Annotated in this window: 26 protein-coding genes and 1 tRNA gene; 13 read left to right on the top strand and 14 right to left on the bottom strand. The window is 32.5% G+C overall.

Annotated elements, in window-relative coordinates; all coding sequences use genetic code 11:
- Positions 1-300 precede the first annotated feature (300 nt).
- The gene (locus H601_RS0108395; RefSeq protein ID WP_026711098.1) at positions 301-588 is read right to left on the bottom strand and encodes a GIY-YIG nuclease family protein; all 288 of its coding nucleotides are present in this window, start codon (positions 586-588) and stop codon (positions 301-303) included.
- A gap of 49 nt (positions 589-637) precedes the next feature.
- Positions 638-710, bottom strand: a tRNA-Phe gene (locus H601_RS0108390).
- 98 nt (positions 711-808) lie between these two features.
- On the opposite strand from H601_RS0108390, the gene H601_RS0108385 reads away from it, so the two are divergent.
- The 7 genes from H601_RS0108385 to H601_RS0108355 all read left to right on the top strand — a co-directional run bounded on the left by H601_RS0108385 (position 809) and on the right by H601_RS0108355 (position 8,507).
- The gene (locus tag H601_RS0108385; protein WP_026711097.1) at positions 809-1,543 is read left to right on the top strand and encodes a type III pantothenate kinase; all 735 of its coding nucleotides are present in this window, start codon (positions 809-811) and stop codon (positions 1,541-1,543) included.
- Positions 1,536-2,789: a BamG family beta-barrel-assembly machinery protein gene (gene bamG / locus H601_RS0108380; protein WP_026711096.1), complete on the top strand. Its 1,254-nt coding sequence runs from the start codon at positions 1,536-1,538 to the stop codon at positions 2,787-2,789. Before H601_RS0108385 ends, bamG begins: the two co-directional genes overlap by 8 nt.
- Positions 2,790-2,808: 19 nt before the next feature.
- Complete coding sequence (locus H601_RS0108375) at positions 2,809-4,167, top strand: tetratricopeptide repeat protein (RefSeq protein ID WP_026711095.1); 1,359 nt, start codon at positions 2,809-2,811, stop codon at positions 4,165-4,167.
- A gap of 1 nt (position 4,168) precedes the next feature.
- Complete coding sequence (lptC, locus tag H601_RS0108370) at positions 4,169-4,723, top strand: LPS export ABC transporter periplasmic protein LptC (RefSeq protein ID WP_035655744.1); 555 nt, start codon at positions 4,169-4,171, stop codon at positions 4,721-4,723.
- Positions 4,724-4,755: 32 nt separating this feature from the next.
- A complete protein-coding gene (locus H601_RS0108365) occupies positions 4,756-4,947 on the top strand; it encodes a hypothetical protein (protein WP_026711093.1) in 192 nt (63 codons plus the stop codon).
- A 6-nt stretch (positions 4,948-4,953) separates the two neighbouring features.
- A complete protein-coding gene (locus tag H601_RS0108360) occupies positions 4,954-6,231 on the top strand; it encodes a hemolysin family protein (protein ID WP_026711092.1) in 1,278 nt (425 codons plus the stop codon).
- A 164-nt stretch (positions 6,232-6,395) separates the two neighbouring features.
- Positions 6,396-8,507 carry a peptidylprolyl isomerase gene (locus tag H601_RS0108355; RefSeq protein WP_026711091.1) on the top strand — a complete coding sequence of 704 codons (2,112 nt, stop codon included), beginning with the start codon at positions 6,396-6,398 and terminating at the stop codon, positions 8,505-8,507.
- A gap of 42 nt (positions 8,508-8,549) precedes the next feature.
- Here the strand turns inward: H601_RS0108355 and H601_RS0108350 are convergent, their stop codons facing one another.
- The 4 genes from H601_RS0108350 to H601_RS0108335 are packed head-to-tail and all read right to left on the bottom strand — an operon-like array spanning position 8,550 to position 11,336.
- Positions 8,550-9,464 carry a GYDIA family GHMP kinase gene (locus H601_RS0108350; RefSeq protein ID WP_026711090.1) on the bottom strand — a complete coding sequence of 305 codons (915 nt, stop codon included), beginning with the start codon at positions 9,462-9,464 and terminating at the stop codon, positions 8,550-8,552.
- A gap of 6 nt (positions 9,465-9,470) precedes the next feature.
- Positions 9,471-10,787 (bottom strand): hydroxymethylglutaryl-CoA reductase, degradative, encoded by a 1,317-nt coding sequence (locus tag H601_RS0108345; RefSeq protein WP_026711089.1) that lies wholly within the window; start codon positions 10,785-10,787, stop codon positions 9,471-9,473.
- Between the two features lie 44 nt (positions 10,788-10,831).
- Entirely contained in the window at positions 10,832-11,113 is a 282-nt protein-coding gene (locus H601_RS0108340) for a type II toxin-antitoxin system RelE/ParE family toxin (protein ID WP_026711088.1), read from the bottom strand.
- Positions 11,103-11,336: a hypothetical protein gene (locus H601_RS0108335; RefSeq protein WP_026711087.1), complete on the bottom strand. Its 234-nt coding sequence runs from the start codon at positions 11,334-11,336 to the stop codon at positions 11,103-11,105. The genes H601_RS0108340 and H601_RS0108335 overlap by 11 nt, the downstream gene beginning before the upstream one ends.
- A 161-nt stretch (positions 11,337-11,497) precedes the next feature.
- Between H601_RS0108335 and H601_RS0108330 the strand changes: the two genes are divergently transcribed.
- From H601_RS0108330 to H601_RS0108315, 4 genes are read left to right on the top strand one after another with little or no spacing between them, the layout of a single operon-like run.
- Complete coding sequence (locus tag H601_RS0108330; RefSeq protein WP_026711086.1) at positions 11,498-13,672, top strand: S9 family peptidase; 2,175 nt, start codon at positions 11,498-11,500, stop codon at positions 13,670-13,672.
- Positions 13,673-13,690: 18 nt separating this feature from the next.
- Positions 13,691-15,406, top strand: a complete 1,716-nt coding sequence (locus H601_RS0108325) for a peptide MFS transporter (RefSeq protein ID WP_026711085.1) — start codon at positions 13,691-13,693, stop codon at positions 15,404-15,406.
- A gap of 42 nt (positions 15,407-15,448) precedes the next feature.
- Positions 15,449-15,910: a thioredoxin family protein gene (locus H601_RS0108320; protein ID WP_035655743.1), complete on the top strand. Its 462-nt coding sequence runs from the start codon at positions 15,449-15,451 to the stop codon at positions 15,908-15,910.
- Positions 15,910-16,365, top strand: coding sequence for a thioredoxin family protein (locus H601_RS0108315; RefSeq protein WP_026711083.1), 456 nt, complete (start codon positions 15,910-15,912; stop codon positions 16,363-16,365). The genes H601_RS0108320 and H601_RS0108315 overlap by 1 nt, the downstream gene beginning before the upstream one ends.
- Here the strand turns inward: H601_RS0108315 and H601_RS0108310 are convergent.
- The 5 genes from H601_RS0108310 to surE all read right to left on the bottom strand — a co-directional run bounded on the left by H601_RS0108310 (position 16,362) and on the right by surE (position 21,300).
- Positions 16,362-18,392: a ComEC/Rec2 family competence protein gene (locus H601_RS0108310; RefSeq protein ID WP_026711082.1), complete on the bottom strand. Its 2,031-nt coding sequence runs from the start codon at positions 18,390-18,392 to the stop codon at positions 16,362-16,364. The two genes, H601_RS0108315 and H601_RS0108310, sit on opposite strands and share 4 nt — an antisense overlap.
- 40 nt (positions 18,393-18,432) lie before the next feature.
- Positions 18,433-19,065: a C40 family peptidase gene (locus tag H601_RS16825; protein ID WP_245571631.1), complete on the bottom strand. Its 633-nt coding sequence runs from the start codon at positions 19,063-19,065 to the stop codon at positions 18,433-18,435.
- A 70-nt stretch (positions 19,066-19,135) separates the two neighbouring features.
- Positions 19,136-20,248 carry a lipid-A-disaccharide synthase gene (gene lpxB / locus H601_RS0108300; protein ID WP_026711080.1) on the bottom strand — a complete coding sequence of 371 codons (1,113 nt, stop codon included), beginning with the start codon at positions 20,246-20,248 and terminating at the stop codon, positions 19,136-19,138.
- A 1-nt stretch (position 20,249) separates the two neighbouring features.
- Positions 20,250-20,522 carry a hypothetical protein gene (locus tag H601_RS0108295; protein WP_026711079.1) on the bottom strand — a complete coding sequence of 91 codons (273 nt, stop codon included), beginning with the start codon at positions 20,520-20,522 and terminating at the stop codon, positions 20,250-20,252.
- A gap of 7 nt (positions 20,523-20,529) precedes the next feature.
- Positions 20,530-21,300 (bottom strand): 5'/3'-nucleotidase SurE, encoded by a 771-nt coding sequence (surE, locus tag H601_RS0108290; RefSeq protein WP_026711078.1) that lies wholly within the window; start codon positions 21,298-21,300, stop codon positions 20,530-20,532.
- 216 nt (positions 21,301-21,516) lie between these two features.
- Between surE and H601_RS0108285 the strand changes: the two genes are divergently transcribed.
- Both H601_RS0108285 and H601_RS0108280 read left to right on the top strand, forming a co-directional pair.
- A complete protein-coding gene (locus tag H601_RS0108285; RefSeq protein WP_026711077.1) occupies positions 21,517-23,691 on the top strand; it encodes a carboxy terminal-processing peptidase in 2,175 nt (724 codons plus the stop codon).
- Positions 23,692-23,713: 22 nt separating this feature from the next.
- On the top strand, positions 23,714-24,817 hold the full coding sequence (locus H601_RS0108280) for an ABC transporter permease (protein ID WP_026711076.1): 1,104 nt from the start codon (positions 23,714-23,716) through the stop codon (positions 24,815-24,817).
- A 168-nt stretch (positions 24,818-24,985) separates the two neighbouring features.
- Here the strand turns inward: H601_RS0108280 and H601_RS0108275 are convergent, their stop codons facing one another.
- The 3 genes from H601_RS0108275 to H601_RS16615 form a co-directional block, all read right to left on the bottom strand.
- Positions 24,986-25,540 carry a LemA family protein gene (locus H601_RS0108275; RefSeq protein ID WP_084139959.1) on the bottom strand — a complete coding sequence of 185 codons (555 nt, stop codon included), beginning with the start codon at positions 25,538-25,540 and terminating at the stop codon, positions 24,986-24,988.
- Between the two features lie 32 nt (positions 25,541-25,572).
- Positions 25,573-25,743: a hypothetical protein gene (locus tag H601_RS16500; protein ID WP_156900369.1), complete on the bottom strand. Its 171-nt coding sequence runs from the start codon at positions 25,741-25,743 to the stop codon at positions 25,573-25,575.
- Between the two features lie 141 nt (positions 25,744-25,884).
- Positions 25,885-26,124: a hypothetical protein gene (locus H601_RS16615; protein ID WP_026711074.1), complete on the bottom strand. Its 240-nt coding sequence runs from the start codon at positions 26,122-26,124 to the stop codon at positions 25,885-25,887.
- Positions 26,125-26,316: the final 192 nt, after the last annotated feature.

The raw sequence follows: 26,316 nt of genomic DNA, 5'->3' as shown, positions 1-26,316 counted from the left end.
AACACTAATACAACAATCAATTTTTTTACTTGAAACGTCAAGTCCAACAGAATACTTTAGCATATTTCAAAAATTTAAAAATGTTAAGTAAACAAAATCATATTGGATTTTATCTCATATTTTATGCAACATCTCTATATAAAAATAAAGTGTTTAAGTACTAATTCAAATTCAATATATGATTAAAATAAGGTTGATATTCCTCCCGAACAATATCATAAAAATGTATCTAGACCTTGGTAGTTATTACAACCTTATTTGTTTACTTTGTAAAGATATGAGAACCAGGGACACATGGATTTATTTTCTTTTGGAAAGTATGTCAGATAAAATCTCGGGATTTGAAATTATCTTTTCGATGAAAAGTCTACTTTTCATTTTTTTAATAAATCTTTCAAGATATAAAGCGGAATGTCTATCGATACATTCATAGGAAAGCAATAATTTCCAGTCGTTAGCAATTTTAGAAAATGAATTTTGGTAAAAGTGTTGATTGTGATTTTTTATTCTTTCATCTAAATTATATGATTCTCCAATGTAATATTTTGAAGTGGTTTCTGAATATAAAATATAAATGAAGTGCGACATTATGCTTTTTTTAAAACAAAAAACCCGAATAAAACTATTCGGGTTTAAGTGGTACCTCCAGGGATCGAACCAGGGACACACGGATTTTCAGTCCGTTGCTCTACCATCTGAGCTAAGGTACCTTTGCTGATGCGGGTGCAAATATAATGCGATTTTTATTTTATGCAAAACAAATATTAAAAAAAATCAATTTGTATCTTCGCACCGTTAAATTAAAATCATGCTTTTAGCTATTGATGTCGGAAATACCAGAATTAAAGCCGCTGTATATGAAGGCAATAACACAATTGACTTTTTTATAATTGAAAAAAAATCTTTTGAAAAAAAAGTGATGGAAATTTTAAAAACCTATCCGAAAGTGAAAAATTTATGGCTTTCTTCTGTGGGAAATGAAATGGATTTAGGATTTTTATCTTCCAAAATTGAGATCAAAATTCATGTTGTTTCTCGTTTAACATCTTTTCCTTTTCAAAATTTATACGAAACGCCTACTACCTTAGGAGTTGACAGAATGGTTCTTGCTGCCGGTGCAACTTTGTTGTTTTCAAATCAAAAAAGAATTGTTATTGATGCTGGAACTTGTATAACCTACGATTTTATTGACGAACAAAATAATTACCTTGGCGGTGCTATTTCGCCGGGGTTTAGATTGCGTTATCAATCTCTTCATCAATTTACAGCAAAATTACCTCTGTTATCGGTTGAAGAAATTGATTTTTTTATTGGAAAATCTACAAATCAATCCATTCATTCAGGTGTTATTAATGGAATTGTTCATGAAATAGAAGGATTTATCCATCAATATGCTAAAGAAAACGAAAACTTTACCATAATTTTAACGGGAGGTGATGCTGTTTTTTTGGCAAAGCGATTAAAAAATACCATATTTGCCAATTCAAATTTCCTACTGGATAGTTTGAACCAACTTTTTCAATTTTCAAACAAAAATGATTAAACAATTTATAGTTAGTTTAACTTTGATTTTTACTGTTGCTGCAATGGGGCAAACAGCTTCTTCTTCACCTTATTCTTTTTATGGTATTGGAGATTTAGTGTTTAAAGGAACGGTAGAAACACGTTCAATGGGTGGAATCAATATGTTGAAAGATTCTATTCATGTTAATGTTCAAAATGCTGCCGGATTATCAGATTTGATGTATACCACTTATACAATTGGTGGAAATTTGAACAAAACTTCTTTACAAACAACTTCTGATAATGAAAGTGCTCAAAGAATTTCATTAGACTACTTGTTAATTGGTATGCCGATAACAAAAAAATTCGGTGTAGCAGTTGGATTGATGCCTTATACTTCTGTTGGATATCAAATTAGAAATATTAGTGATGATGAAAGTGAGCCAAGCTATCGATATACCGGAACCGGTGGAATTAATAGAGTTTATGCCGGATTAGGGTATAAATTAAATAAATCATTTTCTGTTGGTGCCGATTTTAATTATAATTTTGGGGAGATTTCAACTAGTAATATTAGTTTTCTTTCCGATATTCAATATGGTACAAGAGAGAAAAACGTGAGTAATATTTCAGGAGCAAATGTTAATTTGGCTATGATGTATAACCGAAAGCTAAATGAAAAACTAACCTTTTTCGGTAGTGCGGTTTATTCTCCTGAAGGTACGCTAACTTTGCAAAATGAAAGAAATATTGCCACTGTTCAATTTTCTGAAACGTTTGGAGAAACAGTAATTGAGAGTGAAGATATTCCTGTAGAAGATACAAAAATTAAAATTCCTTCCAAATTTACATTTGGTCTTGGAATAGGTCAAATGCAAAAATGGTCAGTTGGGGCTGAACTTTCGATAATTCAGGCAAGTAAAACTAGTAATCGTTTTACGGACATCAGACAAGTTTCTTTTGAAAATAGCACAAAATTAAACATTGGTGGGTATTATTTACCCAACTTTAAATCTTTTACCAGCTATTTCTCTAGAGTAAACTATCGTGCCGGATTCTTTTATCAAAATACAGGAATGGTAATCAACAATGAATCGATTACAAACTTTGGCATAACTTTTGGTTTAGGATTACCATTAGGAGGAAGTTTTTCAAATATGAACATTGGTTATGAATACGGAAAACGAGGTACAACCAATGCTGGTTTGATTCAAGAAAACTACTCCAACATTACAATAAGTTTGTCGTTAAATGACAAATGGTTTTTAAAGAGAAAAATTGACTAATTGAGAAATTTATTATATTATGAAAACTAAAATTTTTATTTTATTCGCCGTTATTTTTGGATTATCAGAAACTAAAGCTCAAAATGCGGCTGAATGTGCTGAAAAGTTATCCATTTTTGCAGAGTTAGCGAAAACTAAAAACTATGGTGATGAGACTTATCAACATCTTCAAAACTTGAGAAAAAATTGTCCAAGTTTTAGTGAGGCCATCTATATTTATGGAGAAAGAGTAATCAATTACCGTATTGATAATGCAAAAACTCCGGCTGATAAAGAAAAAGAAGTGAGAGATTTTCTTCAATTGCAAGATGATTTTTTAAAATATTTTCCAGCAAAAGCAAAAGCAGTTGATGTAAAAAAATCTATGGCATTGTTTGAAAACAATACTGGAACTCCTGATGAGGTATATCAATTGTTAGACAAAGCTTTCAAAAATGATAGAGCTAACTTTACAAATGCTAAAGCTTTGTATGTTTACTTTGAGATTTTTGTTAATGATTTTGAAGCTAATAAAAAAGGAATTCAATTGCAAGATATTTTCAATAAATACGATTTAATTTCAGACAAAATTGACGAGGAAGAAAAAGGAGTATCTGATGCATTAGATGTTTTAATTCAAAAAGAAGAAGCAGGTACTGAATTAACTGATAAAGAGAAAAGAGCTAAAGACAATAGTCAAATTAACCTTGAAGCTTTTGAAACAATTAGAACGAGTATGGATGCAAAAATTGCTCAGTTAGCAACTTGTGAACGTTTGATTCCGTTTTTAGGTGGAAGCTTTGAAGAGAAAAAAGGTGATGCAGAATGGTTAAAAAGAGCTGCTGATCGTTTAGATAAGAAAGGTTGTTCTTCTGATCCATTGTTTAGCAAAATTTCAGATGCTTTACATGCTTTGAATCCAACGGCAGAATCTGCTTATAATTTAGGTGTGTCTTTTTATACCAAAAAGAATACTGCTAAAGCATTAGAATATTTTAATCAATCAGCAGAATTACAAAAAGATAACAACAAAAAAGCGAACGTTTATTATACAATTGCGAGAAATATTTACGGAAGCTCTAATAAATCACAAGCAAGAACTTATTTGGAGAAAGCACTTGCAGCAAAACCTTCTTTTGGTGAAGCATATGTGTTTTTAGCTCAGTTGTATGCGAATAGTGCAAATGAATGTGGTGATGATCCATTCGAAAAAAGAGCAATCTATTGGTTAGCTGCTTCAACAGCAAGAAAAGCCGGAACAGCTAATGGAAACGCAGCAGCAGCTTCTTATGATAAGTTAGCTCCAACTAAAACTGAAATTTTTAACTCAGGAAGAGCGGGGCAAAATATTTCATTCAAATGTTGGGTAGGTAGAAGTGTAACCGTTCCTAATTTGTAAAATGAAAAACAAATTGAACATATTAAAAATCAGTGTCACAGTTTTTGCTGTGACATTGTTTTTTGCATGCGAAAGTAACTTTAAAGAAATTCAGAAAATTAATAAATCTGAATTTATGGCTTCCGGAGAAGCCGATACGGTCAATCTAAAATATACCGATTCGGGAAGAATTAAAGCTATTTTAGTGAGTCCAAAAATGATTGATTATGCAACTGTGCAATACCCTTTTACCGAATTTCCAAAAGGAGTTTTGGTTACCCTTTTTGATCAATCAGGAAAGAAAAATTTTATTCGTTCCGATTACGCGGTTACCTTCAAAGGAACGGATATTATTGATATGCAAGGAAATGTAAAAATGACAGCCGAAGGAGGTCAGTATTTGGAAACTGAACAATTGTATTATGACCAAAAAAACGAATGGTTTTTTACTGAGAAACCATTTAAGTTTACCGACCCATTAAAAGGCGTTTCAACAGGCGAAGGGCTTGATTTCAGTAAAGATTTTAAACGAATAAATTATCAAAAAGTCTATGGACTGATAAATGAAGCCGAATAATCTCGTATCTTTACTCCATTCAATTATAATTTATGGCTTACTTTAAATACATACAATATTTCTATCTAATTGCTGCTGTTTTCTTTATTTATGAAGGAATTACCCATTTAAACTCTACAGAAAAGAATCCGTGGTTGATGTTTTTCTTTGCAGCAATGGCTATTTTTATGTTCTTTTTCAGAAGACGATTCTATGGAAAAATGAACAACCAATCCAAAAAATAAACAACTATGGAAGTAGGCATCATTATATTGTGTTTACTGCTTTCGGCTTTTTTTTCCGGAATGGAAATTGCCTTTGTTTCCTCTAACAAAGTGTATTTAGGCATTGAAAAAATGCAAGAAGGATTAATAGGTAAAATTTTAACCAAGATAACAGAAAATCCTTCTAAGTTTATTGCTTCCATGTTGGTAGGAAACAATATCACATTAGTAATTTACGGATTTATGATGGGAGATTTAATCATACAACTCATCTATCCTGAATTAATATCGGCTAACGGAACTATTTTAGAATTACCTTTTCAAGTTTTACTCATTCAAACCTTGATTTCTACTCTAGTGATTTTGGTTACTGCAGAATTTTTACCTAAAGTTTTTTTTCAAATTTATGCCAATACTTTTATAAAAATTTTCGCTGTTCCGGCTTATTTCTTTTATCAATTGTTGTATGTCATTTCAACATTTGTCATTAAAATTTCGGACTTTATCTTGAAAAAAGTTTTTAAAACAGTGGGAGATGAAACGCAATTGTTTTTCAGTAAAGTAGAATTAGGAAATTTTATTTCAGAGCAAATGAATGCAGTAGAAGACAAAAGCACTGTAGATTCTGAAATTCAGATTTTTCAAAACGCATTAGAGTTTTCAGGCGTAAAAGCTAGAGATATTATGATTCCGCGAACAGAGATTTTTGCCGTTGAAATCCATGATTCTGTCAAAGAATTAAGAACACTTTTCATTGAAACCGGATTCTCTAAAATATTGGTTTATCAATCTTCATTAGATGATATTATTGGATATGTTCATTCATTTGAATTGTTTAGAAAGCCTAGAACCATTAAGTCGGTTATGATTTCTGTAGAATTTGTGCCCGAAACAATGTTTATAAAAGATGTTTTGGATCTGTTAACCAAAAAGAGAAAAAGCATTGCCATAGTATTAGATGAATATGGCGGAACATCAGGTATGATAACGGTTGAAGATATTGTTGAAGAGCTTTTTGGTGAAATTGAAGATGAACACGATTTTGATGAAACATTGATTGAAGAAAAAATCGAAGAAAACAAATACCGTTTTTCAACTCGTTTAGATGTGGAATACATCAATGAAACGTATCAACTCAATATCCCGGAAGAAGATTCATATTCAACTTTAGGAGGATTTATTGTAAATCACACCAAAGAAATTCCGTTAAAAGGTGAACAAATTGAAATTGATTCATTTCACTTTTATGTAGAAGAAGCTACCAATAAAAAGATTGAATTAGTAGTCATGACCATTCACGACTAAGATTTCTACGATTCAAATTTTTCATTTTAGGGTTAAATGACCCAGATCATTTTCGGTTTTCTTTTTATACCCAAAAAAATCAGCAAAATATATAGAATTGTTTGTTATTATTTCACAGATAATTGTATTTTCGCAAACTGAAATAAAATAAAATAAATATAGAAATGGCGATTTTAGGAAAAATTAGACAACGTTCTTTTATTCTTATTGTGATTATTGCGTTAGCATTGTTCTCTTTTGTACTGGCTGATGTGATTCAAAGTGGTGGATTTAGTCAAACATCAACCAATGTAGGTTCTATCAATGGTAAAGATATTCCATTTGAAGAATTTAGAATGAAAGTTGGGAATACTGAAAAAAGCGGACAAAACGGTCAAAGCATATCCACAATTCAAGCAGTTAATAGAGTTTGGGATCAAGAGGTAAATGTAGCTCTTTTAACAGAAGAATTAGAAAAATTAGGGATTAGAATTAGTGAAAAACACTTAGTTGAGACTTTGAAAAATGATCCGAATTTTGGTCAAAATCCTACTTTCCAAAATGAATTAAAGGAATTTGACATCAATAAGTATAAAGCATATGTTGCCGCAAGTACGAATCAACAAGAAAAAGACTTCTTTGAATCTACAGAGATTAATGCCAACATTAATGCAAAATATCAAGTTTATAGTACCTTAGTAAGAAGTGGTTTCTTTGTTACTCAAAATGATGCTAAATTTAAGCACATGTTAGAGAACAAAAAGGTTGCTTTTGATTTTGTTGCAGTACCTTATTCTTCTATCAAGGATAGTGACGTAAAAGTTACAGACCAAGAAATCATGGATTACATGAAGAAGAATGAGAAAAAGTACAAAGCTGACGAAACCAGAGAAGTGGAATATGTTGTAATTGAAGATAAACCAACTGATGCAGATAAAGAAGAAATTAAAAATAAATTAACTTCATTCCTTTCGCCAAGAGTTGTTTACAATACTGAAACTAAAGCAAATGACACAATTGCAAGTTTTTCATCTACCAAAAATGTAATTGAATTTGTAAATTCAAATTCTGATTTCCCATACGATTCAACGTATGTGTCTAAAACGGATTTACCGGCTGAGCATGCAGAGCAACTTTATAACTTAGCTGATGGTCAAATTTATGGACCATATATGTATGGTGATTATTATGCATTAAGCCGTTCTATGGGTAAAAAAGCTGGGGCAAAAGCTCGTGCAAGTCACATCTTAATTAGTTTTACAGGATCTAGAGCTCAACCCAAAGAAGATAGAACAAAAGAAGAAGCGAAAGTAAAAGCAGAAGGAATTTTAGCTGAAGTTCAAAAAAATCCGGATTCATTTATCATGCAAGCTTTTTCAGCTTCAGAAGATCAAGGTTCTGCTCAACGTGGTGGAGACTTAGATTTCTTTGGTCCTGGTCAAATGGTTCCTGCATTCAATGATTTTGTTTTCAATAATCCTATTGGAAAGGTTGGTTTAGTAGAAACTGAATTTGGATACCACATCATCAAAGTAACGGATAAACAAGATGCAATTCGTTTGGCTACAATTGCTCAAAAAGTTGAACCTTCTGAAAAATCATCTGAAGTGTCGTATACTAATGCTGTTAAATTTGAATTAGCAGCTAATGATAAATCGTTCGAGGCAGCTGCAAAAGAAATGAAATTAGAAATTGTTCCTTCTGTTCGTGTGAAAGTGTTTGATGAAATGCTAGGTCAATTAGGAGCACAACGTCAAGTGATTCGTTGGGCTTTTGAAAAAGATACTGATTTAAATGATGTAAAACGTTTTGAAATTGCTAAAATTGGACACGTTATTGCTCGTTTGAAAAAAGTAAATGAAGAAGGTTTATTAAATATTGATGACGCTAGAATTCAGGTAGAGCCAATCTTGAAAAACAAGAAAAAAGCGGAAAAAATTATAGCAAAAATGAAAGGTGCTTCTTTAGATGCAATTGCAAAAGCTAATGCTGTTCAAGTACAAACTGCTGCTGATGTAACGTTAGAAAATCCTGTGGTTTCAACTGCTGGATATGAGCCTAAAGTTGTAGGTGTTGCATTTGCAACCGGAGTGAACAAAATTTCTGCTCCAATTGAAGGAAATGCAAGTGTTTTTGTTGTAAAAACAACTACTGTAACAGAACCTTTACCAACTACAGATTATACTACGCAAAGAAATAATCTTAAATCGCAAAGTGCTTCTGCTGTAGGTAGAGTATTTGGAGCGTTAAAAGAAAAAGCAGATATTAAAGATAATCGTTTTCAGTTTAATTATTAATTCAAACTGTTAAATTTAAAAATCCCGGGCAACCGGGATTTTTTATTTTAGAATCATTTCGTGATAGGGAATAATGGTTTCAAAACCTCTTTCTTTAAAATATCCTTCCGGATTTTCTTTGGAAATAGCTAAGATAAAATCGCCACCCCAAGCTCCTAAACTTTTTAAAGTTCCTTTGAAATCATCAAATAATGCTTCTTTGATAGTGCTAGTTTCTAAAACATCACTCAAGAGATGTTCATGTTTTTCCATTGCATAAACAAACGTTCGTAAATCAGGATTTGATAAAATCGATAGCGTTATTTTGTTAATTTGTTCAATCGTTTTACCAATCTCATTTTGTTTATTCATATAATTCGCAATGGCCGTTTTGCTACTTTGTTTTCGATTGAGATAAACAAAATACAAATGATTGCTGAACTCCGGAAAAAACGAAACTTTCTTAAAATGGGGTTTGTTGTCTATCAATTGATAAGTGATAGGCGTATTTTTTTGAGCACAAGCAATGTCATAACCACTGCCGCCAAAACTGCGTTGCAACAATTCAAATGCATCAATATTCAACCATTGACCAATATTGTTGATTAGCGTAGAAGAGGTTCCCAATCCCCAATTTTTAGGGAAAGTCAGATTCGTTTGAATAGCGAAACCGTTTTTGTCTAAAAGAAAATCGGGATTCATTTGAAAGGCTTCATGCAATATTTCCAATAAGGTATTTCGAACTGAATTTTCGACATCAAACGGTTTGTGTATAATTTCGTCAAAAGTAAAGGCATCTTCAAACCAAATGCTTCCATCTTGATCCAAACTTTTCCATATAATTTGTTTCGAAGAAATGGGTTCGACAACTAAATTTTGTCCGAATTTGGTGGGTAAAGCCAATGATAATGCTCCGTCAAGAACTACATATTCTCCGGTTAAAAGTAATTTTCCCTTGCTGTAAAAGGTTTGTTTCAAGGCGATTTATTTTCTAATTTCCTCCAAAAATCCTGCCACAGAAGCATGTGAAATCGTATTATCTTTAAAATACTCCATTACTTTTACACGTTCTTCTGCCGTTGCATGATATTGATTCAAAATATTATTCAAATGCATTTTCATATGACCTTCTTGAATACCTTTGGTCGTTAATGAACGCAACGCTGCAAAATTTTGAGCCAATCCAACAGCGGCCACAATTTGCATTAATTCACGAGCCGATGGTTTTTCTAAAATGGCTAAATTCAATTTTACTAATGGATGTAAAGAAGTTAATCCACCCACAGTTCCCAACGCTAACGGAATTTCTAACCAAAATGTAAAGATGCCATTTTCAATCGAGGCATTAGATAAACTGCGGTATTTTCCATCACGAGAAGCATAAGCATGTGCTCCGGCTTCTACGGCTCTAAAATCATTTCCGGTGGCTAATACAACGGCATCGATTCCATTCATGATACCTTTATTGTGCGTTACCGCTCGATAAGGTTCGATTTGTGCTATTTGAACGGCTCTCACAAATTTTTCGGCAAACTCTTTAGGATTTTCGATGTGTTTTTCAGCCAATTCTTCTATTGTGCACGAAACTTCCGCTCGAACAATACAATTCGTCACATAATTTGACAAAATGCTCATCACTACTTCAATGTTTTTTTCTTCTTCCGAAAAAGATTCAAAAATGTGAGCTTCGTGTTTTAATGTTTTTGCAAATTGCTCCAAACATGAATTGATGAAATTCGCACCCATACTGTCTTTCGTTTCAAAAGTCGCATGAAGTTGATAGTAATCTGCTAAATCGGCGGTTTTATCATGCAAAACAATATCTAAAATTCCGCCACCTCTTTTTTGCATATTGGACGTTATGCCATTGGTTTCGTCAAAAAATTTAGATTTGGTTTGGTTGAAGAAGGCAATTAATTTCGACTTTTCACCTTTATATATAAAATGAACTTGTCCGATTTTTTCGGTATTCAATACGGTTGTTTTAAATCCGCCACGTTTTGACCAAAATTTAGCCGATTTAGCCGCAGCAGCCACCACCGAACTTTCTTCAATCACCATCGGAACGGTATAATTTCTTCCGTTAATGTTGAAATTCGGAGCAATTCCCAACGGTAAATAAAAATTGGAAATCGTATTTTCGATGAATTCGTCGTGCAATTGTTGTAGTTTTTCATCGGTATTCCAATAGTTTTTAAGTAAGGAAACAGCTTCTTCAGGTTGTGAAAAATACTGTTTGGCAATCCATTCAATTTTTTCGTTTTTGGATAGTTTTGAAAATCCGGAAATTTCGTGATTCATGTTGCTGAATATTGAGTGGCAAAGATACTTTTAGTATGATTAGTTTAAAGCGAATTTTTGTATTTTATTAAACCAAAAACAATTATTTCTTTTTTTTCCAAATTGACTTTGTAAACAACAGTATAGCCTTTAAAAATATAATCTCTGATTGATTCATCTTCAAAATAAATTGATTTTCTGAAGTGAAAAGGTTTTTTCAAATCTTTAGAAATACTTCTCAATAAGTCAATTTTGAATTTTCGGGCAGCTTTTGGTTTGTCTTTAGAAATATATTCAATAAGTTCAGAAAGTGTATTGGTGAATTTTTCTGAAAAACTAATTTTCATATTTAGTAATTATTTTTTCTAAAACCATTTCCAACTCCTCCATAGAAATACATTTAGATTTTCCATTTTTAATATCTTCTAATTCTTTCTCCAATATGGCTTTGTTTTTCTCAAAATAAGGATCTTCTTGAATAATTTGAACTTCATCTTCAGGAAATGAGCGAAGTAATTCAAGAATTTTTGATTTTAAGTTGGTTTGAAATTGAATACGTATGGTTTCCATAGCCTTTTGTTTTGTAAACAAATTTAATAAAAATATAAATCGAAATAATTTTATTCTCTTTTCTTTCAATCACAGAGAAACTAAAATCGCTATTTAACAGAAAAAAAATCTTTTATTCCATTTTTTTTCACTAAAATTGAATCTTTTTTAACGCATTCAACATGAATCAATTCTATAAGTTCGCTTGTTTATTACTTTTTGTTTCGTTTTCGGCTATTGGTCAGCAGAAAATTTCATTAGAAGATATCTGGTCCTCAGGAACTTTCAGAACAAAGGGGATGGACGCTTTACAAGCTCTTAAAAATACCAACCAATATACAGTGTTGAATTATGATCGAAATTCAAAAACATTTCAGATTGATTTGTTTGATTTTTCAACCTTAAAAAAGGTCAATACGCTGATTGATACTAAAAATCATGCTGAATTAACTTCTATCGATAGTTATACTTTTAATGCTACTGAAACGCAACTGTTGATTGCCTTAAATTCTGAACAAATTTATCGACATTCAGCTGTTTCAGATTATTATGTATATGATTTGAACAGTAAGAAATTACAAAAAATTGCCGATTATAAAATCCAAGAACCTACTTTTTCGCCTGATGGGAAAAAAATTGCGTATGGCCATCAAAACAACTTATATGTTTTAGACCTCACATCGTCAAAGCATACTCAAATTACAACTGACGGAAAGAAAAATCAAATTATCAACGGAATTACTGATTGGGTATATGAAGAAGAATTTGGGTTTGTAAGGGCTTTTGATTGGAATAGCACCGGAACGCATTTGGCTTATATCAAATTTGATGAAACCAATGTTCCAGAATTTTCTATGGATGTGTATGGTAAAGAGTTATATCCTTCGCAAGAAGTTTTTAAATATCCTAAAGCCGGTGAAAAAAATGCGGAGATAAGTTTGCATGTGTATGACGTAGCTACCAACATTACACAAAATATCAATTTAAAACAATACAACGATTTTTACATCGCTCGTTTAAAATGGTCAAATGATGCTAATGCGTTGAGTATTCAAGTGCTAAATCGTCATCAAAATAATTTGGATTTACTTTTTGTAGATGCCAAAACCGGAACAACCAAAGTGGTTTTAAATGAAAAAGATGCCGCTTATGTGGATGTGACGGATAATTTAACTTTCTTAAAAGATAATAGTTTTATTTGGACTTCTGAAAAAGATGGTTTTAATCACATTTATCATTACGATAAATCTGGAAAACTGCGTAATCAAATCACGAAAGGAAATTGGGAAGTGACTACTTATTATGGTTTTGATGAGAAAAACGGACAAATTTATTATCAATCGGTTGAAAATGGTTCTATCAATCGCGATGTGTATAAAATCAAATTAGATGGAAAAGGTAAAATGCGTTTAACTAGTAAAACCGGAACCAACAAAGCTACTTTTAGTCCGAATTTTCAATTTTTTATCAACTCGTATTCGAGTGCTACCGAACCCACTTCGTTTACATTGAATAGTTCAAAAGACGGAAAACAAATTCAATCCATTGTTGATAATGCAGAATTGATTTCAAAATTGGATAAATATAACCTTCCTACTAAAGAATATTTTGAATTAACGACGGAGAAAGGACATAAATTAAATGCCTACATCATTAAACCGAAAGATTTTGATGCGTCTAAAAAATATCCATTATTATTGTTTCAATATAGCGGACCCGGTTCACAACAAGTGGCGAATCAATGGTTGAATTCGAATGATTATTGGCACATGATGTTAGCACAAGAAGGCTATTTAGTAGCTTGCGTTGACGGAAGAGGAACCGGATTCAAAGGAGCAGCTTTCAAAAAAGTTACGCAAAAAGAATTAGGGAAATACGAAGTTGAAGATCAAATTGATGCTGCTAAAGTATTTGGAAATTATCCCTATATCGATAAATCCCGCATCGGAATTTGGGGTTGGAGTTACGGAGGATTCATGTCCAGTAACTGTCTTTTGAAAGGAAATGATGTGTTTAAAACGGCTATTGCAGTAGCTCCGGTTACGAATTGGCGTTTTTATGACACGATTTATACTGAACGCTATATGCAAACCCCACAAGAAAATGCAAGTGGTTATGATGATAATTCTCCTATCAATCACGTAGATAAACTAAAAGGGAATTACTTAATTATTCATGGTACAGCCGATGATAACGTACATTTTCAAAATGCAACCCGAATGATTCGTGCATTGCAATTGGCCAACAAACAGTTTGATCAAGCCATTTATCCCGATACGAATCACGGAATTTATGGAGGAAAAATTCGCTTGCAATTGTATACTAAAATGACTAACTATATTAAACAAAATCTTTAATTAACCAAAACAATTTTTATGAGTGAAGTAGCAGTAAAATCAGGACATCCAAAAGGATTATGGGTTCTTTTCGGAACCGAAATGTGGGAGCGTTTCAACTTTTATGGAATGAGAGCCATTTTAACCTTGTTTATGGTAAATGCCTTGTTGATGAAAGAAGAAGAGGCATCCATTATTTATGGTGGTTTTCTTGGATTGTGTTATTTAACCCCCATGTTAGGTGGTTTTATTGCCGACCGTTTTTTAGGAAATAGGAATTGTATCATGATTGGTGGTGTAATGATGGCCATTGGTCAAATTATGCTGTTTTTTAGTGCCAGTATATTTGGTTCAAATTTAGGTTTAGCGAATGCTCTATTATGGGGAGCACTAGGAATTATTGTGTTTGGAAATGGATTTTTCAAACCAAATATTTCTTCAATGGTGGGGAGTTTGTATCCAAAACAAGAAAAATCTAAGTTAGATACAGCTTTTACAATTTTCTACATGGGAATCAACATTGGTGCATTTTTAGGTCAATTTATTTGTCCTTTTGTGGGAGATGTGAAAAATGAAATAGTAATGGCTGATGGATCTATAAATATGATTCGTGATGTTCATGCTTTTAAATACGGTTTCTTAGCGGCCGGGATTGCCATGATTTTAGGTTCTGTATTATTTTATGTATTGAAAAATAAATATGTAGTTACACCAGAAGGAAGACCAATTGGTGGCTTACCATCCGGACATGACGCTTCAGATTATGAAGAAGGAGAATCAATGAAGGCAGAATTCTCAACGAAATCAATTATGATTACAATTGGGGTTTTCCTAGCTGTATTTGCTGCTTTTTATTTTAATACTGAAGGAGCAAATGTGGTGAAATTATACATTTACCCATTCATTTATGCTAGTGGTGTAGCCCTTGCTACTTTGATTTTGTTAGACAAAACGCTAACAAAAGTGGAAACGCAAAGAATTTGGGTAATCTATATTATGTCGTTTTTCATCATTTTCTTTTGGGCAGCTTTTGAGCAAGCAGGTTCATCTTTGACATTTATTGCTGATAACCAAACCGATAGAAATATTTTTGGTTGGAACATGCCTCCTTCAATGGTTCAAATTTTTAATGGACTTTTTGTGGTAATGTTAGCGTTCCCATTTAGTATGTTGTGGGATAAATTAAGAGCAAAAAATATTGAACCACTTTCAACTGTAAAACAATCTTTAGGATTGTTATTAATTGCATTGAGTTATTTTATCATTGCTCATAATGTTAAAGATTTAGGTACATCAGGGTTGTTAGCCATCAAATGGTTGATTTTATTATACTTAATTCAAACAGTTGCTGAATTATGTTTGTCTCCAATCGGTTTATCATTAGTGGGTAAATTAGCTCCAAAACGTTTTGCTTCTTTGGCTTATGGGGTATTCTTTATTTCAAGTGCAGCCGGTTATGCATTATCAGGAACGTTAGGTTCAATTCTTCCTGCAACCGGTGATAAATTTAAAAAAGCGGAAGAACTAGGTATCGATTTACAAGGCGTTTTAGATAAAACCATTACACCAACACCTGAACAATTACAACTTTTAGCAGAAAATCAAATCAGTGATCACTACAAATCATTTGCCGGTTTTGAAATTCAAAATTTATATGATTTCTTTATGGTGTTTGTGGTGCTTTGTGGTATTGCTGCTTTAATATTGTTTTTGTTAACGCCAAAGATTAAGAAAATGATGCACGGTGTTCGATAAACTCGGCATTGTTTTTGAAAAGGAATTTTAAAATAAATAATTATGAAAAAAATAGTTTTATACATCGCTTTACTGTTGGTTTCTTTTGTTGAAGCTCAAGAAATCAAATGGGTAACATTTGACGAAGCGATTGCTTTACAAAAGAAAGACCCAAAACCAATTTTTATGGACGTTTATACCGATTGGTGTGGACCGTGTAAAATGTTAGATAAAAACACGTTTCAAACCAAGGAGTTTGCGGAGTATATCAATGCAAATTATTATGCAGTTAAATTCAATGGTGAGGGTAATACAACAGTAAATTATAAAGGTAAAAAATATTCCAATCCGGGATATGACGCCAACAGAAAAGGCAGAAACAGTATGCATGAATTTACCGGCTTTTTGAAAGTTGAAGGCTATCCTTCGATGTATGTGTTGGATAAAAAAGGGGAAATTGCAAAAGTAATTGTGGGTTATTATCAAGCCGATCAATTATTAACGGAATTAAAAGCAATAAAATAATGAAAAAATTTGTTTTTCTTTTGGCCTTTTTTTGGTGTTTTCAAGTTTCTGCACAAGAACTGACGTGGCATACCGATATTAATAAAGCCATTAAGTTGTCTATTAAGTCTAAAAAGCCAATGATGCTATTTTTTACCGGAAGTGACTGGTGTGGATGGTGCATTAAACTTCAAAAAGAAGTTTTTCTTCAACCTGAATTTTCGCAATGGGCCAAAAATGTCGTTTTGGTTGAACTCGATTTTCCAAAGAAAACACAATTGGAAGAAAAGTTAAAACAACAAAATACACAATTGCAACAAATTTTTCAAGTATCCGGATTTCCTACTATTTGGTTGGTGACACCACAAAAAAATGGAGAACAAATAAATTTACAACAGTTAGGTAAAACCGGTTATGTTGCCGGCGGGCCATCCAAATGGATTGAATCAGTAAATCCGTTTTTAAAACCAAATTAAGGTAATTTAAACTTATAATATCCCTTTTCACTAGTAGAGTGGAAAGGGATTTTTTGTTTTAAGCAAGTTTGCTCCCAACTGGATGTTATGTTTTTATAGTTGCTACCGTCTGCAATTATTAACTTGGGATTTAATTCTTTTATCAATCGTTCTAGGTTAACTTTTGGCGATTGTGTCAGTAAAACAATATCTACTTTGGTATTATCCGGTAATTGATAAATTCCTTTCTCATCAATAACTAACATTCTTTTATGATCAAAACTAATTAGATTTTTAAGGGGTTGAATAGTCTTAATTTTTCCAAAATTTGATTCAATATAGTTTTTAATTACATAATTAGTTTTGGGAGTAGAATCATTACTGATTAAGAAAATTTCTCCATCGATTTTCTTAGCCAAAATAGATTTTTTGGGGTATTGAAAAACAATAAATTCATTTTTATTTTTATTCCATTCAATGGAACCTATACAACTTATTTGAAGTATAAATAGTGAAGCAATAACAAAAAGTAATCTTTTGTAACTAGAATCTTTAAACCATAGTATTATAGACCAAACGACTAATAAACTGCTAAATAATAATAGAGAATTAAATGGAATTGATGTTATAATAAATTGTTCAAATGAAGCTATTTTTTCAATAAACGCATTCATAAAACGAATCAACTCAGCCAAAGTTAAAAAGAGAAATGAAATCTTTAAACCAAGTAAAGAAAGAATAATGGCTGTTAATCCTACAACTAAAATGGCAGTAAGTAATGGAATGATAACTAAATTAGTAATGAAGAACAATCCAGGAAATTGATGAAAATAGTACAAACTCAACGGTAAAACTCCCACTTGAGCAGCAACTGAAACCGTTATGATGTCGTAAAAATAGCTTATGATTTTGTTTTTAGGTTGCCAAACTTTCGATAAGTGAGGCTGAAGAGAAACAATTGAAAAAACCGCACTATAACTCAGCAAAAATCCTACATCGAAAATAAAATTAGGGTTAATTAATACTAAAATTAAAATAGAAGACCACAACGTATTATAAATATTGGTTTCTCTTTTCATATACAAACCAATGGCAACAAATGAAAACATTGTAACCGCTCGAACTACTGATGCTGATAAACCGGAAAGCATGGCAAAGCCCCAAAGGATAAGAATCAATAAAAAGGGAACTATTTTTTTTCCGTTTTTGATTCGTTCCAAAGGTTTCAATAAACCTTTAAAAAAGAAAAGCAAAATTCCTATATGCAATCCGGAAATAGCTAAAATATGAATGGCTCCTGATTGAGAATATCGATTGAGTGTTTCTTGGTCAATATCTTGTCGTTGTCCCAAAAATAAAGCTTTAATAATGTTTACAATTTCGGGATCAATTGAAAGTTCAGTGAAGAAATATGTTATCCTATTTCGAATATTTTCAAGAAATACCAAACGATTTTGTTCTTTACCCAACAAACGATAATTATTGTTTTCTAAATACAATTGGTCGAACACATCTTTTTTTTCCAAATAATTAGCATAATCAAATTGATTCGGATTGTGAGGACGAATGATTGGTTTTATAGGACAATAGGCCAACACTTTATCACCAACTTGTAATGCTGGACGTTCTTCTTTTTTCGATTGAATTATCAATAGTTTTCCCTTTTTAGGAATAGAATCAACAAAATTTACCGATAAATAATATTTGAACGAATAGGGATTTGAACGTAATTTTTCAATAATAATTCCTTCCACCAGTTGCTTTTCATTTTTCTTTATAGAGGTGTAATGAGAGGAATGATTAGGTTGAAAATGAAAAGAATAAGTCGCAATTCCAATACATAAACTCAGAAAAAGAGTAGCGAGTTGAAAAGGGAATTGATATTTTTTTTGACGGTTAGTAAGAAGGTAAAAAATAAAAAAAGGTAAAAATGAAACCGAAAGCAATAAGCATGAGTAAGCAATACCGGGTCTGAATTCATTTGAAAACAAAATTCCCAGTACAACGCAAATCGCGATGTTTAAGGCTGGAAATTTTACTACCTTCACTCTGCTAAAATAGTAAAATTCTTGTTATTGCAAAAAAAAATTAAAAGTAATCTTCAGACAAAACACGATTGGCTTGAGCAAAAGTGCGTTGATAATAAGGTTCTTTGGTTGAAGATAAAATTACACCTCTTTGAGTAGTAGAATGAATGAAAATGATTTCATCATCTTTTATTTCTGTAACCAAACCAACGTGATTAATCACTTTTTTCCCATTGGTTTTAAAAAAAACTAAATCACCAACTTGAATGTCATTTCGGTTTAGTTTTTTTCCAACTTTAGCCATATCAAATGAACTTCTGGGTAAAGAAATGTCATACGATTTAAAAACAGTGGTAACTAAACCGGAACAATCCATGCCTTCAGTAGTTGTTCCTCCTCCGCGATACCTAACACCATTGTATTGCATCGCATTATTAATCAATTGTTTAATATAATAAGAAACGTCATTATTATCTGAATAAACAGTATCGTCAGTTTCGTTTAATAGACTTTTTTTAGATGTGTTTTTCTCTTTTTTTGAAGGCTCAACAATAGGTTTTACTGTTTTTGTTGTCTTTGCAACAGTTGATTTTTTCTCCGCAACAGGAGAAGAATAAATTCCTTTTTTTACAGCTTCATCTTTGTTGGTAACAATAACGGATTGTGTTGGCTTACAGCCAACTAATACTATCAAAAGCAGAAAAATGGATATGAATTTAATTTTTAACATAGAGCTACAAAGATAAAAAGGTATTGCGTTATAATCAAGAAATTTGACGAACAATTAACTTGGCTACTTTACTGCTTGCACCTTCACCACCTAATTTTTTTTCTAATTGATTATATTTTTCGATGAGTTTTTTTCGGTAATCCTCCTCTAAAATTTTAGAAAGTTCTGCTTTGATTTTTTTGGCATTACAATCGCCTTGTATTAACTCGGTAACGACTTCTTCATCCATAATTAAATTGACCAATGAGATATATTTCAGGGTGATGATCCTTTTGGCAATTTGATACGAAATCCAATTTCCTTTATAACAAACTACCTCCGGAACCTTAAAAAGAGCTGTTTCCAAGGTTGCTGTTCCGGAGGTAACCAAAGCAGCATGAGCTACACTCAATAAATCATAGGTTTTATTCGAAATAAAATGAACGGCCTTGTTCGTCAGAAATCGCTGGTAGAAATCGTAATCTTGTCCTGGAGCACCGGCTATCACAAATTGATAATCCGGGAAATCATCCACCACAGCCAACATTTCGTGTAGCAATTTGCTGATTTCTTGTTTTCTGCTTCCCGGTAAAAGAGCAATAATCGGTCTTTCGTCTAATTGATATTCTTTTCTAAAGGTCAATTCATCCACTTTTTTGCGGTTGTGGATTGCATCAATCAACGGATGACCCACAAATTCTACCGGAAAATGATGTTTTTTTTCGTAAAAGTCTTTTTCAAAAGGCAAAATGACATACAATTGATCAAAATCACGTTTAATATCCTTGATGCGATTTTCCTTCCAAGCCCAAATTTGTGGCGAAATATAATAATGAGTGGGAATGTTCTGCGTTTTTGCCCACTTAGCAATTCGCATATTAAAACCGGGATAGTCGATAAAAATGAGTACATCCGGTTGAAATTCCAATATGTCTTTTTTACAAAAAGAAATATTGTTTAAAATGGTTTTTAAATTGAATAAAACTTCGGCAAAGCCCATAAAAGCAAGTGCTTTGTAGTGTTTGACTAATTTTCCGCCGGCTGCTTGCATCAAATCGCCACCCCAAAACCGAATGTCTGCCTGTGCATCTTCCTTGTGGATGGCTTTCATCAAATTCGAACCATGCAAATCTCCCGATGCTTCGCCTGCTATGATGTAATATTTCATTTTACACAAATAAAGTGATGATTGATAGGAGGATAGTAGCCAATACTACTCCTCTTGCCATTAACTCTTTGTTGTATTTCAACAAAATAAAGAAAATAACAACATTTAAAACAGCACCTAACGCAATTAATTTTCCTAAAGCATTTTGAGCTTTTAATCCTCTAATGCCACCCAAAAAGCCATATTCCGTAAATAAGGTTATAAACAAATAAACGCCTAAAAAAGCACCAATGATTCCGATAACGATGCCAATAAATAAATCTGATTTTTTCATAATTTCATTAAAATGAATAGGTGTTGAGTTGTTGAATCGCATGATGGGCAGTTAAATCAAATTGCACCGGAACTACAGAAACATAACCGTTTGCAAGTGCCCATTCATCGGTGTCTTCGCCTTTATCTTGATTAATAAATTCACCGGTTAACCAATAATAATCTTTGCCTTGAGGTGTTTTTCGTTTGTCAAACTCTTCTTTCCAAAAGGCTTTTGCTTGTCGGCAAATTTTTACTCCTTTGATTTCTTCCTCTTTTCGTTTTGGGAAATTGACATTCAAAATCACCCCTTCCGGTAAACCTTTTTCTAATACTTCAGAAGCAATTTTTCGGACATATTTTTTGAATGGTTCAAAATCAGCATTCCAATCATAATCCAATAAGGAAAATCCAATAGCGGGAATGCCTTCAATTCCGGCTTCAACTGCCGCACTCATCGTTCCGGAGTAAATCACATTAATGGAAGAGTTGGAACCGTGATTGATACCCGAAACACATAAATCAGGCTTTTCTTTGATTAATTCATTTACCGCCAACTTCACACAATCTACCGGTGTGCCGGAACAACTGTATTCGCCTTTTAAGTCATTATCAAATTGCACTTTGTTTACAAACAAGGTATTATTGATAGTAATGGCATGTCCCATCGCACTTTGCGGACTATCAGGAGCAACCACAATGACATCGCCTAATTCTTTCATTACGCTGATTAATGTCCGAATTCCCGGTGCCGAAATACCATCGTCATTGGTCACTAAAATCAAAGGTCTTTTTTTCATAAATGGACAATGTTTACAGAAAATGATTGATAAAACAAACATCAAAACACCAAAATTACCGATATCCACAGTATTTTGAACAAAATTAACGAAATTTAAACTTTACTCACCTATCTAATTTTATAACTTTGTTTGGAGATGTAAATTTTTTAGAATTAATTTACATAAAAAATTGCACTATTTTTGGCATACTTTATGTCATAAGAAAAAATGAAAATGAATTCAATCATTCTGTTTATGAAAAGAAATATTAAATTGGTCATTGTAACCATTCTTTTATCTGTTTCTCTTTTTGCTTTCTCAGCCTATGAAAAGAGTAAATCTTCCTCACATGACCCCGAAAAAGATAAATTGTTAATTGAATTATTGATGTTTGTCATAGAAAGAGGGCATTATGACCCGGCAAGTATTGATGATAATTTGTCAAAAGGAATCTATAAAGATTTTATTGATGCTTTGGATCCATCCAGACGTTATTTTATCCAATCGGATATTGACAAATTTGCCAAACATGAAACCTTAATTGATGATCAAATCAAAAACAAAGAGTTTACCTTTTTTGATTTGGCTTATTCCACATATGTGAAAAGAATGGAGGAAAGTCAAAAATTCTATAAAGATATATTGGATGAACCAATTGATTACAACGTCAATGAGTCCATTAACACGGATTATGAAAAAATGCCTTTTGCTAAAAATGAAAGTGAATTAAAAGAACGTTGGAGAAAGCAAATCAAACTTTCTACGTTGTCTTCTTTAACAGATAAAATTAAATTGCAAGAAGAAGACAAATCAGAAAATAAAAAAATAAAATCCTTTGAAGAGTTAGAAAAAGAAACGAGAGAAAGTTCGTTAAAAACCTTAGATGATTATTTCAAATTTATTTCAGAATTAGACAGAAATGATTGGTTTGGAGTGTTTGTGAATGCTATTTCTTCCCGATTTGACCCACACACCAACTACATGGCTCCCGATGACAAAGAACGTTTTGATGTAAGCATCAGCGGAAAATTCGAAGGAATTGGAGCTCGTTTACAAAAGAAAAATGACTTTACTGAAATTACTGAACTCATTTCCGGTGGTCCGGCTTGGAGAGGAAAAGAATTGGAACCCGGAGATGTGATATTAAAAGTAGCTCAAGGCGATGGTGAACCAGTCGATATTTCCGGTATGCGTTTAGATAACGTAGTGAAAAAAATCAAAGGGCCAAAAGGAACAGAAGTTCGCCTCACGGTGAAAAAAGTAGATGGAACCATCAAAGTCATTTCGCTCATACGCGACATGGTAGAAACGGAAGAAACGTATGCTAAATCAAGTGTAGTAGAACGAAATGGAGTAAAATACGGAATCATTTATTTACCCAAATTCTATATCGATTTTGAAAATAAAGACAGCCGAGATGCCGGAAAAGATGTAGCCATTGAAGTGGAACGTTTAAAACAACAAGGCGTTAGCGGAATCATCATGGATGTGCGTGACAATGGTGGTGGTTCATTGAAAACAGCTGTTGACATAACCGGTTTATTCATTGAACAAGGACCGGTGGTACAAATTAAATCAGCCGGTACGAAAAAAGAAGTTTTATATGACCGTGATGCAAAAGTACAATGGGACGGACCTTTAGTGGTTATGGTGAATAATTTCTCCGCTTCCGCTTCTGAAATTTTAGCTGCGGCTATCCAAGATTACAAAAGAGGAATTGTAATCGGTAGCAAACAAACCTATGGAAAAGGAACTGTTCAAAACGTAATCGATTTGAATCAGTTTGTGAGAGGAAATACAGTAGGAGATTTAGGAGCATTAAAAACGACGACGCAAAAATTCTACAGAATTAATGGTGGCTCAACACAGTTAGAGGGTGTTTCCAGTGATGTAGTAATGCCCGATCGTTATTCGCATATCAACATTGGAGAACGTGATTTAGAAAATGCTATGCCGTGGTCAAAAATTGATGCGGCTCCTTATGATACTTGGAAAAAGCAAGTTAATTTTGAAAAAGCGTTACAAAACAGCAAAAGCAGAATGGCCTTAAACGAGCATTTTCAATTGATTGAGAAAAATGCAAAATGGACCAAAGAAAGAAAAGATGCCGCTGTTTACAGTCTTAAATTCGATGAATTCAAAAAAGAACAAGAAAAAATTGAAGCGGAAAGCAAAACTTTCAAACCCATAACCGATTATCAAAATGATTTGAAATTTAAACCTATACCTGAAGACGAAGTGGTAATGCAAAAAGATGAATCGTTCAAAGAAAAAAGAGAGCGTTGGTTTGAAAGTTTATCTAAAGATATTTATGTAGAAGAAGCCTTAAATGTGTTGGATGATTTACAGGGTAAACCGGTGACAAAAGGGGACATTAACTTAAAGAAAAAAGTGGTTAAATCAAAGTAATCTCTATTTCAATACAAAAACTTTGAAAAGTAATCAATCCTTATCAACCATAGCACTTCAAAAATTCGCCAAGAATTTTTGGGGTGTTTTTAGTTTTGGTTACATCGTTTTGATGTGCTTGTTGGCCATTTTTGCCTATGTTTTAGCTCCGGATGATTCCGAAAATGCCAATCAAATGCATTTGTCCATCCACTCTAAACCTCCCGGATTTACAGTGAAAATGTTGGCTTTACCCATAGAAGAAAAACAACCAAAATCGATAAAAAATTATTTTTTCGGGCATACCCATCAAATCACCGAAATACCCATTAACGAGTATACTTTTACCCAAAACAGTATCCAATACACCGAATTCAGTGAAACGGATGGGCTCAATTTGCAAAAGGAAATTCCTTTTCAAAATATTCCGGGTTTTTCTTCCGCAAAGGAAATGGAAAAGGAGTTGATTTCTACTAAAACATTCTATCTCGGTACTGATAAATACGGCCGTGATTTGCTTAGCAGAATGTTAGTTGGTTCGAGAGTGTCACTTTCCATTGGGTTTGTGGCGGTCTTCATTTCGGTTATTGTTGGATTGTTTTTTGGGGCATTGGGTGGTTATTATGGTGGAAAAGTAGATGCTTTAGTCATGTGGTTGGTCAATGTAATTTGGTCAATTCCAACACTTTTATTGGTCATCGCCATTACGTTAGCGTTAGGAAAAGGGTTCTGGCAGGTTTTTGTTGCTGTCGGATTAACCATGTGGGTGGAAGTAGCCAGAGTAGTTCGCGGACAAATCATTAGCGTGAAACAAATGCAATATGTAACCGCTGCACGAGCTTTAGGCTTTTCCGATTTCAGAATCATTTGGAACCATATCATTCCTAATATCATGGCTCCTGTTATCGTTATTTCTGCGGCCAATTTTGCGTCGGCTATATTAGTAGAAAGCGGTTTAAGCTTTTTAGGTTTAGGAGCTCAACCGCCTATTCCAAGTTGGGGCGGAATGATAAAAGACCATTACAATTATATTATTCTCGGAAAACCGTATCTGGCCTTAGTACCCGGTGTGGCCATCATGCTCATTACGTTAGCCTTTATGATGACCGGAAACGCATTAAGAGATGCGTTGGATGTTAAGCAATAATTTTTTTTTATTGTAATAGAATGTAGTAGCGGAGGAAATAGTTCTGAACAATTTAGATGCAAGCATGGCATAACTTATCTTATCAATCTGAATAAGATTACTATATTTCTTTTTTGAATATAAAAAGTAAAAAAACACAAATTCGGTGAAATTTGCTGTAATGTGACATTATAAGCCCTCACTTTTTTCAATTTCTTTTAACCATTTAAATGTCTCTTCTTTAGAAACCTTTGGATTAAGATTCTCTTCACCAAAGATAATTGGCAATTTATTGTATGTCTTATATTTCATAGTTCTTGAAATTATTATTATAGGAAAAGAAGATGCATATTTGTTAAATTCCATAACTTCAGAGTTGTATTTGGTTATAGTCTGATTAATTAAAGAATCATTTTTAGTTAAATTAATATTTAAATCTTTCTTAAGTTCATTTTTTAAGATATATTCATTTAAATAAAATGCAAAAAGAGAATAATCATCATTACATTTACTTTTTTTCACGTTTGAATTAAGCAAAAATAAAAGAGTATCATTTTTTTTTAAATCCAAAATATTATTCTTTAACAAACTGATTTTATAATCATTCAATTTTGTTATTTTTCGCCATTGATTATCAAGTGATTCTTTTTTAGCAATTAATTTATTTTCGATTTTAACCATAAAAAATAAACCAATAGAGAATACAATAATTATAAAAACGATTATTTTAAATATCACTCTCATAAATGTAAAATTTAATTATTTAGTCAAAAAAATTACCAAGTGTAAAGACCACCAGCACCACCACCACTAAATCCTCCTCTTTGAATATTATCCGGATCATTTGGATCAATATGATAAAATGTGTATACATGTAAATCAAGTTTTTTAATTGCACTGCTTAAATAAGTATTTCTAAACGATAATAAGGTAGCTTTAGCAAACAAAACGGCACTTGTCTTGTAAATAAAAGAATCAGTAAGTTTATTATCACCACCTAATGATGTTTTAATATTTTTAACAACTTCTATAACTTTTGAATAAGTTTCATTAAGTTCTTGACTCTTTTGATTACCATACCATTTAAACTATTGTTCTCTAACATTCGTTAAGAGCTCACCATATTCCGTAGTTTCTAAAAGTGCTTCACCAACTATACTCAGTGCAGTTTGTAACTTTTCATTAGATTTAAATTCTTTTGCATATTCCTTTGTTAATTTGGTTCTCCAACTATCCTCAATTATATGCACCACATGATTCAACCCACTGGTAATAATCCCTCGCTGCCGCACGAATCCCTTCGTGTGGCTATATAATAAAAAAGTCATTTTGGATGAAGAAATTTATAATTCCAAAAAATACTTTTCTCTTATTTCAAATGTAGTAAAAAACTATTTTATTAACAAGAACCACACGAAAGGATTCATACCGTTGTAATACAAAGGTTGAATACTTTTTGTAAAAAAAAATATTATCCCTGTTAATTTATAACTTTTGATAGTCTTAAAATTGAAATTATT

Source organism: Flavobacterium filum DSM 17961, from assembly GCF_000425465.1.
Lineage (GTDB): Bacteria > Bacteroidota > Bacteroidia > Flavobacteriales > Flavobacteriaceae > Flavobacterium > Flavobacterium filum.
The sequence above is the reverse complement of the archived record's forward strand: the minus strand, read 5'-3'. Positions and strand labels throughout refer to the sequence as shown.